8 protein-coding genes and 1 pseudogene are annotated in these 11,944 nt (G+C 58.1%); 1 reads left to right on the top strand and 8 read right to left on the bottom strand.

What is annotated here, in order from left to right:
• Nucleotides 1-2: 2 nt before the first annotated feature.
• The 8 genes and pseudogenes from ACOYW2_RS25500 to ACOYW2_RS25465 all read right to left on the bottom strand — a co-directional run bounded on the left by ACOYW2_RS25500 (nt 3) and on the right by ACOYW2_RS25465 (nt 8,900).
• The gene (locus ACOYW2_RS25500) at nt 3-1,142 is read right to left on the bottom strand and encodes an FMN-binding glutamate synthase family protein (protein WP_482768388.1); all 1,140 of its coding nucleotides are present in this window, start codon (nt 1,140-1,142) and stop codon (nt 3-5) included.
• Nucleotides 1,106-1,636, bottom strand: coding sequence for a 4Fe-4S binding protein (locus tag ACOYW2_RS25495; protein WP_482420520.1), 531 nt, complete (start codon nt 1,634-1,636; stop codon nt 1,106-1,108). The genes ACOYW2_RS25500 and ACOYW2_RS25495 overlap by 37 nt, the downstream gene beginning before the upstream one ends.
• On the bottom strand, nt 1,600-2,730 hold the full coding sequence (locus ACOYW2_RS25490) for a class II glutamine amidotransferase domain-containing protein (RefSeq protein WP_180138248.1): 1,131 nt from the start codon (nt 2,728-2,730) through the stop codon (nt 1,600-1,602). The genes ACOYW2_RS25495 and ACOYW2_RS25490 overlap by 37 nt, the downstream gene beginning before the upstream one ends.
• A gap of 1,021 nt (nt 2,731-3,751) precedes the next feature.
• Nucleotides 3,752-4,861, bottom strand: a complete 1,110-nt coding sequence (gene asd, locus ACOYW2_RS25485; protein WP_482768387.1) for an aspartate-semialdehyde dehydrogenase — start codon at nt 4,859-4,861, stop codon at nt 3,752-3,754.
• Between the two features lie 191 nt (nt 4,862-5,052).
• Complete coding sequence (locus ACOYW2_RS25480; RefSeq protein WP_482768386.1) at nt 5,053-5,586, bottom strand: tetratricopeptide repeat protein; 534 nt, start codon at nt 5,584-5,586, stop codon at nt 5,053-5,055.
• A gap of 581 nt (nt 5,587-6,167) precedes the next feature.
• A pseudogene (prmA, locus tag ACOYW2_RS25475) lies at nt 6,168-6,800 on the bottom strand (50S ribosomal protein L11 methyltransferase); the annotation flags it as partial.
• A 121-nt stretch (nt 6,801-6,921) separates the two neighbouring features.
• Entirely contained in the window at nt 6,922-7,059 is a 138-nt protein-coding gene (locus ACOYW2_RS25470; protein ID WP_482420516.1) for a hypothetical protein, read from the bottom strand.
• Nucleotides 7,060-7,553: 494 nt separating this feature from the next.
• Nucleotides 7,554-8,900, bottom strand: a complete 1,347-nt coding sequence (locus tag ACOYW2_RS25465; protein WP_482768385.1) for a radical SAM protein — start codon at nt 8,898-8,900, stop codon at nt 7,554-7,556.
• A gap of 420 nt (nt 8,901-9,320) precedes the next feature.
• Here ACOYW2_RS25465 and ACOYW2_RS25460 point away from each other — a divergent pair, with 420 nt between their 5' ends.
• Nucleotides 9,321-11,831, top strand: coding sequence for a DEAD/DEAH box helicase (locus ACOYW2_RS25460; RefSeq protein ID WP_482768384.1), 2,511 nt, complete (start codon nt 9,321-9,323; stop codon nt 11,829-11,831).
• Nucleotides 11,832-11,944 lie beyond the last annotated feature (113 nt).

Genomic DNA, 11,944 nt, shown 5'->3' with positions numbered 1-11,944 from the left:
GGTTACACCATGTATTTGATATCGAGACGTTCTGCCGCGTCGCGGTCGTCAATTCCCAGGGCATCGGACATGCCGATGGGCAGGGAGGTGGATCGGCCAAGGGGTGCGATGATCTTCTTGAGCTCGGTGTCAAAGGAGACATACATGTCCACCACGCGCTGGGCCACATGCTCCGGATCGAGCCTTCGGTAGAGCCTCGGATCCTGGGAGGTGATCCCCTTGGGGCAGATGCCCAGGTTGCACACATTGCACCGGTCGGTTTCTGAGCCGATACACCCGGCCGCCGCCTGCATGATGTACTTGCCCGTCTGCACCATGCTGGCCCCCAGCATGATAAGAGACGCCGCGTTGGCCGCCAGGTTCCCGTTCTTGCCGATGCCGCCGCCGGCAGCCAGGGGCAATTCGTTCTCCATGCCGATCTCCACCAGGGTCTTGTAGCAGTCCCTTAAGCTCGATGCGATGGGGTGCCCCATGTGGTTCATGGAGACGTTGTACGCCGCCCCGGTCCCCCCGTCTTCCCCGTCGATGGCAAGGCCAGCCGCGTAGGGGTTTCGGGTGAGGTTGTTCAAGACCGCCAGGGAGGTGGAAGACGCGGAGATCTTCGGATACACCGGCACCCGGAATCCCCAGGCCATGGACATGGACTGGATCATCTTGGCCACGGACTCCTCAATGGAGTACTGGGTCTGGTGGGTGGGCGGGCTGGGCAGGCTCACCCCTGTGGGGACGCCTCGGATGGCCGCAATCAGTTTATTGACCTTGTGCCACATCAGAAGACCGCCGTCTCCGGGCTTGGCGCCCTGGCCGTACTTGATCTCAATGGCGCAGGGGTCCACCTTCATCTCTGGAATGGCGTGGATGATTTCGTCCCAGCCAAAGTAGCCGGAGGCCACCTGGAGGATGACGTACTTCAGGAACTCGGAGCGGAGCAGGCGCGGAGGGCAGCCGCCCTCACCGGTGCAGATGCGCACGGGCATGCCCAGCTCTTCGTTGAGGTAAGCCACCCCCATCTGGAGACCTTCCCACATGGTGGGGGAAAGAGCCCCGAAGCTCATGCCGCCGATGACCAGGGGGTAGATCTCCCGCACCGGGCCTTCCTCGCCCTTCATCTGGCGCTGGATCTGCTCCTTGGGGGGCAGCACCCGGCCCGAAGAGTCTTGATATCAAACTCGTGGCGTCCGGCATCCAGGGCCGGGTCCGTGAGCATGGAGATACGGGTGAACTTGATGCGGTCCAGGATCCCGGCGCCTTCGGCCTTCCTTCGACCGCCCCGCTTCAAGGGCTGGCCGCCCTGGTCGATGTGGTAGCGCTGCTTGTCCGCTTCGTCGTTCCGCCTCGGAAGGATGGCGTCGTTGGGACAGACCTGGGAGCACATGGCGCACCCGATGCAGGCGTGCTTGGGCTCGGTCTTCTGACGAATGCCGTAGAACAGGGAAAATTTGTTTTCCACCTTGCCGCTGAGCCCCATGGGGACGTCGACGTGCCGCTTGCGGAAGACCCCCAGCTCAAGGGCCTTCACAGGGCAGACTGCCGTGCACTGGCCGCAGAGGGTGCAGGCATCCTTGTTCCAGTCGATCTGCCAGTGCAGATCCTTGATGCTTAATGAGGAAGGTGTAATCGTTCCGTTTGCCGACATATCTGAACCTCCTGACGATCGGGACCCACAATGGCCGTGTCGAGATACATGGGTTGAAAATCTTTGGACTTGTCTCGGTCGGGAATGGCTGAATCCAGGCCGCAAATCTCAGATGAGTAGGCGAAGATTCCGGGCCGTCCCCCGATGACCCCGGGGCGCAGCTTCTTTCTGTCCTGCACCATAAACAGGCTGTGGTCCGGGAGGCTCCCGATGACACAGTTGGGCCCGTCGATGATCAGGCGCCTGCAGGTGTGCTTCAGCTGGGTGAGCAGATCGCTGTTGGCGTGGGAAGCCAGGGCCTCTCCTGCCAGGGGGGTGATGATGTGCTTGTAGAACTCCAGCCCCAGGCCCAGCTCTTTTTGCATGTAGTGCAGAATATGGGTGAACACCTCGGAGTCGGAGTTGAACCCCATGTACCCCTCAAAGCCCCTCTTCTGAAGGAATTCCCGAATGGGAATAAAGGCGGTGTTCTCCCCGTTGGTCATGGTGGAGAAGCCCTGGACAAAGAAGGGGTGGCACGCGTAGAGGTTGATGGCGTAGTTGGTGTTCTGGCGTCCCTGGGCCATGATGATGCGGGCCTGGATGTCGTTGGCGTCGAGCTTGAGGTAGCGTCCGACAGTCAGAGGATCGCCGATCTCTTTGATCATGATGACATCGGGCCAGAAGGAGAAGACGATCATGTCTTTCTCCTCTTCACCCATGGCGCGGAGTTCCAGGCGGATGCGGGTAAGCTCCTCCTGCTTTTTCTCCCAGCTCCAGTCCTCCCACTCCTCGGGGTATTCATAGGCGCGGATGAGATAAACGTCCCGCTTGGGCACCCCTTCGGGGGGGGTCTTGTCGAGTTTGAAGGAGATCTTGTATTTGGTGATAAAACCCTTCTCCATCATCTTGACGTCAAGGCGACGGAGCCCGGCCTCGGTAAAGATCCCCGAGAGGATGGGCGCATCCTTCATGGTTTCAAACGGTCCGCCGAGGTCCCTTAAAAAGAGCCCGACACCGGAGCCGTCATGGCCTTCCCGCATCACATCCAGGGCCTCAAGGGCCACCATGGGCGATACGGGATCTTCGCTGGTGATTGCAAACAAACGACACATCTTTGTCTCTCCTTACACGGGTGCGAATCCATATCTCACACGAGAAAAGATCATTTCACGCCAGCGAGACATCCGCCGGCGCAAAGTGATCTCGAAGATTTTCAAACAACCCCCTTGGTCCCACATCGGTTAGCTGCCTCCATGCCTGACTGAGGCATGGGGCCTATTCTCTGCCGGGTATCTCCCTTTTTGCTGCGGCCAACGGGGCCACAAGACGGAGACATCCAAAGCCACCACTCCCTATGGGGCGGGCTCTTGGCCGTCCTTTCGGGAAACACCGCAAGGTGGTATGCATGAGATAAACCAGGTCGTGGTTTCGCAAAAGCCATCGCTGGGAAGCCCTTCCGAAACCGTCCATCGTGGGTGGTAAATCGGTATTATTACCGAACTCGAACAAGAAAAGCAATAATTTTAGTTTATTACACAGATATATCAGATACCAGATACGAAATACACCCATTCAGCCATCGTGCCCTGTTCCGCGTTACGAAGCCGGCGACGGGCGAGGTTCCGGGGTCAGATTTTTTGGTAGCAAATCTGAAAAAAACGCATTCGCAACAGTTAAAGTGACGATATTTGCGTGATATCAAAAGTATCAGATTCCATCGATGGTCTGACTCCCGGACTCCCATGCTGCGGATCGGGCACGTATAGCCTGCCCAAGGCCCCATATTCAAGGCCATGATGACTGCCTCCATGCATGAGCCACAGGGTTTCAAACTACCCCACCTTGACGCCGGAGTTATTCCGGTTCAAATCAAGGGAATCCAAAATACCCTTCATCATGTTTCCAGAAGAATAAAAGAGGCTTCTCCTCCAAACACGGTTGCCACATGTCACACCCCACGTGAATGCTTCGATAACGCATGCAGAATGGCAGCCTTCATGCATTCGCCACAGGGTTTCCAGGTGCCCCCACCTGGCCGCCGGCAACAAAAAAAGCCCCCGGCAGGTATGCCGGGGGCTTTCTTTACAACTGACAAATCTCTTTATGGGATGCTTCCCGCAGGAAGCAAAGGGATCAGGCGGAGAGCTTCTCCACAGCAATATTCAGCATGCGGCGCACGGGCTCGGCCGCTCCCCAGAGGAGCTGGTCACCCACGGTAAAGAGGCTGATGACCCCGGGACCGAGGTTCATCTTTCGGATACGGCCCACGGGCACGGTGAGGGTCCCGGTGACGGCCGTGGGGGTGAGGTCTTTCAAGGTGGCTTCCTTGGTGTTGGGGACCACCTTCACCCAGTCGTTGGCTGATGCCAGCAGGCGTTCCACCTCGGCGATCTCCAGGTCGTCCTTAAGCTTGACGGTAATGGCCTGGCTGTGGCAGCGCATGGTACCGATGCGCACGCAGATACCGTCGATGGGAATGGGCGTCTCGTTTTCCAGGATCTTGTTGGTCTCGGAAACCCCTTTCCACTCTTCCCGGGTCTGACCGTTCTCCATGGGGCTGTCGATCCAGGGAATGAGGCTGCCGGCCAGGGGAGCACCGAAGTTGTCCGTGGGAAAGGCGTCGCCCCGCATGGCACCGGCCACGGCAGTGTCCACGGCAGCCACAGGGCCGTCAAGGATGGGCTGTGCCGCTTCGTTGATGGCGCCCATCTGGGAGACCAGCTCTTTCATGTTTTTGGCGCCGGCACCGGAGGCCGCCTGGTAGGTCATGGTAGAGAGCCACTCCACCTGGCCCGCTTCAAACAGGCCGCCCAGGGCCATGAGCATGAGGCTCACCGTGCAGTTGCCGCCGATGAAGTCCCGAATGCCTGCATCAAACCCTTTGTCGATGACCTCACGGTTTACGGGGTCCAGGACGATGATGCTTTTTTCGGACATACGAAGGGCAGAGGCCGCATCGATCCAGACACCGTTCCATCCGCCCTCGCGGAGCTGGGGGTGTACCTTTTTGGTGTAGTCGCTGCCCTGGCAGGAGACGATGACCTCCATGCCTTTAAGGATCTCCACATCAAACCCGTCCTGGAGCACCGGGATCTCTTTTCCGATGTCCGGTCCCTTCTGGCCTGCCTGGCTGGTGGTAAAAAAGACCGGGTCGATGCCCTGAAAATCATTTTCCGACCGCATTCTCTCCATGAGAACCGAGCCGACCATTCCTCTCCATCCGACGATACCTACCTTCACCATGATTTTCATGCTCCTTACGATATGTTTGAATAACGATCAGCCTGGGTCATCAGACAGTTTCCATCCCCCCTTCAGGGCCTCGGAAGCTGATCGGTGTGGTGTCACATCGCCCAGGCAGCCGCATTGTGCGCCTCAACGAGTGCATTAATATGAAACCTGCTTAGCTGAACACGGCCCCCACTTTTGCTTTGTCAATCCATGCCCTGGATGATCCGCAGCAGCTTCGGGGCCAGGGGGGACCCGGCTCGGTGCAGTTTCCGGTATACCTCAAGGGCTTTTTCCATCTGAGCTGTTTCGTCATAAGCCATGCCCAGCCGAAAGGTGGTGGGCAGGTCATCGGGCTTCAGCTGAGATGCCTGATAAAAAGCGGACAGGGCCCCGAAGTAGTCCCCGGTCTCCTCCTGAAGGTTGCCGAGACGATAGTGGATCTCCCAGCTCTCCGGGTGGCGTTCGGCCCCCTTTTTCAGCACACTGACGGCCTTCCAGCGTTTCTTGAGCCGAAGGTAGCAGTCGCTCAGAAGCAGGGTCGCCGACTCATTGCTCTCGGTCTCGGCCTCCAGGGACTGCTTCAACACCTTCGAGGCCTCTTTGTATTGCTCCTTTCCGTACAGGGTCCGTCCCTCGTTAAAAAGGGGCCCGGCGTACAGGGCAGAAGACCAACCGGCAATCAGAAGGGCCGCCAGCCATATGCACCCCCACCTGCGATTCCTGCGAGATATCATCATGATTCATTCCATCCGTTCACTGATCCGGTTCACATCATGTCGCCGCCCCTTGAATACAGAAGAGCACCCACAGATATCGACAAAGCCATATCGCTTGGTCAACACGTTGCGTGGTCATCATGAAAGATGTCGGCGATTCTCAAGGAAGCATTTCCCAGCGGCGAGGTACATACGATAAAGATCTTATAGATAAACACAAAACGTCAAGAAACGGCAAGCTATTCCTGACACGCCTGCTGTTTTAAGGCATGGCCCCCAGGAGCGGGAGTGCTCTTTTTTGCCTTGGCTTGTGGAGCCGTGACCCGGTGACATGGGCTGGCTGGTGACATGATGATGGGCATGTGAAGTTCACCTGGATTTAGCCGGAATATCTCCGGCGGGACGCTTTTTGAAAAAAGGTCCCCTTCGCGTTCAGCTTTGCGTAAAAAAATGTTCTGGCGCAGGTGAAAAACGAAAAAGGCGAGGCAGTGTTGCGGGGCGTCAACAAAGAAAACCAGGCTACCAAACCCAGCTTGAAAAATAGGCAAGGGTATGGCCCCCGGCACGGCAGCCGGGGGCTTCTTTTTTTTTGAACGGAACCGTTACGATGCTTTTTTCTTTGCCACCATCACGAGCCAGGACTCTTCAAGGTGACTCTCCACCAGGTCAAACCCGGTCTCATCGAGGCGGGCTTCCACCATGGGGCCCTTCTCATCCAGGATCCCGGAAAGGATCACCAGGGAGTCATCATGGACCACCTTGTGGATGTCACCGAGAAGCTCCACCACCACCTCGGCCAGGATATTGGCCACCACCAGGTCATAGGCTTTTCCCGCCTGGGAGATGAGATCGGCGCAGATAACCGAAAAACAATCCGGCACCTGGTTGAGGGCAAGGTTCTCGGCGGCTGTCTCAACAGCCACGGGGTCGTTGTCCACCCCCAGCCCCTCTTTTGCCCCGCAGAGGCTGGCCGCCACCAAAAGAATCCCGGATCCGGTGCCCACATCCAGGACCGTCATGCCCTCTTTGGTGTGGTGCTCGATCATCTCCACACACAGTCGAGTGGTGGGATGGGTGCCCGTGCCGAAGGCCATGCCCGGATCGATGGAGATCACCTTCTCGCCTTCGGCGGGCTCATACGCCTCCCAGGTGGGACGCACCACAAACCGCTCAGTGAGGTGAACCGGTTTGAAGTTCTCTTTCCAGGCCTCGTTCCAGTCCGTGTCGGGAATGGTGTCGGTGGTTACAACACCGGGGGGTGGTGTTGTCGAGGGTGGCCGGCTTGTGGAGGCTGCGGGGGGGGGGGGGGGGGGAGACGGAGATCACAGTGACAGCGTATCGATTGTGCTCCTAGCGTTATCCAGATGCACCTGGGCAGCCGTCCGGAAGGTAGCGACTGATGATCCCCACTGCGGTAAATTCATCGGCGATGAGCTCATCAGCCGGAAGGTCCCCTTTCGGGGTATAGGTCACGCGTATCTCAAGCCATGCCATGGCGGTATTCTCCTTAACTGTGTTGCTGATTTGGCCCCTGGAAAACAACCAAAAACGATGCCTTCTATGGTTAAAGGGACCGACAAAAAGCGTGCCTCCGGCGGCGAGGTGAGCCACCTCGAAAGCTGATTGCCCTTGCGCTTTGTCCCTCGTTCCTCGGGCCAAAGAGCAAGGGCCTTCGGCTCGGGCTTCGCCCGACATAAATGCTGATGGTTTATACAGGATAGCTCTCAAGCTTCGACGTCACAGGATACATTGTCGTTACTTGCTCATTGTTGATTTAACCGAACTGCCTCCGGCGGCAAGGTGTGCCACCTTGAAAGCAGGTTGCGGATGTGTTTTGCCCTCGTTCCTCAGGACGAAGAAGATCGTATCCACCTTTAAAGTAAAAATTCACTCAAAAAGATTTTTTAAAACCTGTTTGTTAAACCCGCCTTTATAAAATCAGGCAAAAGTTTAGCCCCCGGCAGGGCCGCCAGGAGGCATAAATGAAATCAGTATCCATTTCTTGGACCCGCTTGCTGCCTTGCCCACGGCTTTTTTGGGCACGTTCCGGCCCCTGGGCGGGTGTCATACATCGTGCGGGAGGGGTTGAAGTAGCCGTGTTTGAGCTTTGGAAACCGTTTTTCCAGCTTCATGATCATGCGCCGGATGCCCACGGGCAGGCCCACGGGACCGGCTTCCTGCATCAGGGTGTAGTACCTTAAGGGGTCAAAGTTGAGGTTGCGCCACTGGATGAGGTCCACGGAGCACGCCTCCACAAATGCGTTTAAGGCCTCCACCTCCTCCAGGCAGTCGGTGACTCCGGGCACGTTGAGGTAGTTGATGGCCTTGTAGGCCCCGTGCTCCTTTGCCACGGCAAAGCTCTCCACCACATCCTCGAAGCAGTAGCCATTGGGACGGAAATAGGCGCTGTAGATCTCTTTTCTCACGCTGTTCATGCTCACCCGGATGGAGTCCAGGCCTGCTGCAAAGAGGCGATCGAGCACCTTGGGCAGGCTGCCGTTGGTGTTCATGTTGATGGTCCCAGTGGTGTTTTGAGCACGGATCAGGGCAATGGCCGGTTCAATCACATCTGCGGCAAGCAAGGGGTCCCCTTCGCATCCCTGGCCAAAGCTCACCACCCCGTCGGGTACCCGTTCAAAGTGGGTGAGGGCCACCTGGCTGATCTCTTCGGGGCTGGGGGTAAAATCGATGCGGTCCTGGCAGGAGGAGAGGGAGGGGCCGCTCTGAAAGGAGATGCACCCCAGACACCGGGCGTTGCACTGGCGCGAGGTGGGCAGCGGGGCTTCGCATCGACCGATGTAAAGGTTCTTGGCCGCCGGGCACCCGTAAGAGAGAGCGCAGCGCTCCAAGTGGCGGAACAGGCGGTTGTCGGGAAACCTTTCACGCATCTCCTCCACCCCATCCTTGACCTTGGGGATGGGCATGAGACGGAGCTCCTGGCGTTCTTCCGCATCCACCCTGAAGGAGGCCGTGCGAAACCCCTCGTCATACCACCCCACGGCGCAATAGGAGAAGAGAGGCAGGGGCTCTGCGCCGTCCTCTTCCACAGCCGCGGCCTGGGCGGTGTTCACGTATCCCGGGGAGTTGAAGGCCGCCACCGGAAAAATGCGCTCTTCGGGATTGTACGGGTTGTGGGAGAGGGTCTCTACCACGCCCTCTTCCATGTTCCAGACCAGGGCGTACCGGTCGGGAAGCCGCATCAGCTCGCCACCGTCCGGCATAAACAAGGTCTCCCCCACGGTGAGGGGAATGAGCATCTCTCCGCATCGTCCCACGGCGGCGTAACCTTCCAGATCGAAGATTTCACCTTTTTCGTTTGCCACCAGGGCGGTCACCAGCCTCTCTTTACCATGCGCTCTTACCACTGGAATTGTTTCCCGTTATCTATTATATTTAAAAGGATTTATCAAAAATATTGCCTAAATGGGCCTCTTGCCTGTATATAAGGTACATCCTAAAGCGGGATGCCCTGGTTGTAGCACAAAGGACCGGGGCGTCAAACCGTCTTTTTTTCACAGGATGACCGCTCCGATATCCCCCCCACCGAAGGATCGTGATGCCGGCAGGCCGCACCCGCATCCATCCATCGACGAAAGGGATGTGCTCTTCGAAGGCCTCATCGGAATCTGAGCCATCCAAAGCGATCAGGGCACGACTCCCCGAGCCACACGTACGCCTGACTTTACGCACCGTGGCCATGGTCTCAATCACCAATCACACGCAACATAACTGAAACGATTTGGGAAGAAATACGATTGATACGAAACCTATTTAAACGCATAGCGGAATTTGTCACAGGATCGAGCAAGGACGACGACTCGTCGGCCATACCGTTCGCGGAACTCTCACGCAAAAAAGCGGAAGAACAGGCAAAAAAAGAGCGGGCTGAACGAAAACGACGGCCCCGGGACAAGAAGAACACCGACCAGAACAAGGACGCGGCCAAGTCCAAACGCGGTGATTCCCGACAGCGCTCCAAGGGCAAGACAACCAAGCAGGCCCCTGCCAAACGCGCCTCCGAAGGCCAGAAACCCCGTGAAGAGAAAGCACCAAACCGGAACGGCCGCAACTCCCAGGGCCAGCGACCCCAGCGGGAGGCCTCTCCCAAGAAAGAAGCCCCAAAACGAAACGGGGCCCAGAAGCAGCCCAAAAAGCCTGCCTGGAAGCTTGAAGATTTTCAGGTTCCGGAAAAAGAGGGCGAGGTCCGTTTTCACGACCTTGCCCTGCCCATCAAGCTCATGCAGGGCATTGCCGACCTGGGCTTTCAGTACGCCACCCCCATTCAGGCAGGCTGCCTGCCAGAAACCCTGAAGGGCCGGGACGCCATCGGTAAAGCACAGACCGGTACCGGAAAGAGCGCGGCTTTTCTCATCACCATCATCAACCACATTGCAAAGCACCCCATGCGTGGCGGCCCCGAGCGCGGATTTCCCCGTGCTCTGATCCTTGCCCCCACCCGCGAGCTGGCCCTTCAGATCGAAAAAGATGCCCGGGCCCTCTGCAAGTTCACCCCCTACACCATCGTCTCCCTCTTCGGGGGCACCGGTTACGACAAGCAGAAAAAAGGCATGGCCGGTCCCGTGGATATCATCGTGGCCACCCCGGGCCGCCTCATCGACTTCAAGAACCAGAGGCTGGTGGACCTCTCCCGCGTGGAGATCCTGGTCATCGACGAAGCCGACCGCATGCTGGATATGGGCTTCATCCCCGATATCCGCAAGATCGTCTACGCCACTCCCCACAAAGAGCAGCGCCAGACCCTCTTTTTCAGTGCCACCTACTCCAGTGATGTGATGCGCCTGGCAGAGCAGTGGACCCGGGATCCCCATCACACAGAGATCGAGCCTGAAACCGTGGAGTCCGCATCCGTGGACCAGAAGATCTTCCTGGTCACCACCGATGAGAAGTTCCCCCTCCTCTACAACCTCATTACCTTGAGAAAGCTCACCAAGGTTCTGGTCTTCACCAACCGAAGGGACCAGGCACGAAACCTTGCCGAGCGCCTCAATAAGCTCAAAATCAAGGCCGACCTGCTCTCCGGAGAAGTGGCCCAGAACAAGCGCATCCGTGCCCTGGAGGATTTCCGCTCCGGTAAGGTCGAGGTGCTCGTGGCAACGGATGTGGCCGCCCGCGGTCTCCACATCGATGAGATCAGCCACGTCATCAACTACAACCTGCCCCAGGACCCCGAGCACTATGTCCATCGTATCGGACGTACCGGCCGGGCAGGCGCCACCGGAACCTCAGTAAGCTTTGCCTGTGAGGACGACTCCTACTACATCCCGGCCATTGAGGAGCTCCTCGGCCACAAGCTGAGCTGCGAGTACCCCGCTGACGAGCTGATCCAGGAGGTGAAGTCTCCCTCACGCAATCAGCGCCAGAGATCTCGAAAGCCTCAGTCCTCACGTCAGGAGCCTAAGGCACAGGAAGCCGATACCCAGAAGCCCGACCTTGAAAGTGCTCAGAAAGAGGAGACTCCCCGTGAGGAGTCCGCCCCCAGAGAGCCTCGTAAATCAAGGTCACCCCGTTCCAAAAAAAGCCCGGCCAAGGCCAAGGGCCCTGCCTCCCACTCTCCCTGGCTCGATCCTATCGCCATGGAAGAGCCGCCGGAAGATGAAGGAACCTCGGATACCCCAGAGACCTCCACTGTAGCCATGCCCGAGTTAACCCTTACGGACAAACCCGAGCCTGAAGCGGCCCCAGTGGAAGAGCCTGAAGCTGCTCCTGCGGAAGAGCCTGAAGCTGCTCCTGCGGAAGAGCCTGAAGCTGCTCCTGCAGAAGAGCCTGAGACTGCTCCCGTGGAAGAGCCCGAAGCGACTCCTGCGGAAGAGCCCGAAGCGACTCCTGCGGAAGAGCCCGAAGCGACTCCTGCGGAAGAGCCCGAAGCGACTCCTGCGGAAGAGCCCGAAGCGACTCCTGCAGAAGAACCCGAGGCTGCTCCTGCGGAAGAGCCTGAAGCGGCTCCTGCAGAAGAGCCCGAGGCTGCTCCCGTTGAAGAACCTGAGGCGACTCCTGCAGAAGAGCCCGAGGCTGCTCCTGCGGAAGAGCCTGAAGCGGCTCCTGTAAAAGAGCCTGAGACGGCTCCTGTGGAAAAGTCTGAAGCAGCCCCTGCAGAAGCACCTGTCCAAGAGGAAAATGAACCCAAGGCCCCTTCGCGTCAGCCGAAGAGTCCCCGACCGGTTCGCCAGACCCGTCGTCCCAACGCACCTAAGTATCGCAAGCGTTCGGGAGGCCGGTACACGAGCAAGCCTCGCACCGACAGATAACCCCCCCTGATGACACAAAGCGCCGCTTGAAAAAGCGGCGCTTTTTTTTTGGTTTTTTGATAACAATGCATGTGAACCTCCGGCCACCCGGAAGGGCTCCATGGATTCGTTTC

This window comes from Desulfoluna sp. CLI2B, assembly GCF_056847375.1.
Note: the sequence above shows the minus strand (reverse complement) of the source record. Positions and strands in the feature narration are given on the sequence as shown.

What these genes read in the sequence shown, in the direction of transcription:
- ACOYW2_RS25490 (WP_180138248.1), bottom strand. Translation starts at nt 2,730, where the DNA reads ATGTGTCGTTTGTTTGCAATCACCAGCGAAGATCCCGTATCGCCCATG.
- asd (WP_482768387.1), bottom strand. Translation starts at nt 4,861, where the DNA reads ATGGTGAAGGTAGGTATCGTCGGATGGAGAGGAATGGTCGGCTCGGTT.
- ACOYW2_RS25480 (WP_482768386.1), bottom strand. Translation starts at nt 5,586, where the DNA reads ATGATGATATCTCGCAGGAATCGCAGGTGGGGGTGCATATGGCTGGCG.
- ACOYW2_RS25495 (WP_482420520.1), bottom strand. Translation starts at nt 1,636, where the DNA reads ATGTCGGCAAACGGAACGATTACACCTTCCTCATTAAGCATCAAGGAT.
- ACOYW2_RS25470 (WP_482420516.1), bottom strand. Translation starts at nt 7,059, where the DNA reads ATGGCATGGCTTGAGATACGCGTGACCTATACCCCGAAAGGGGACCTT.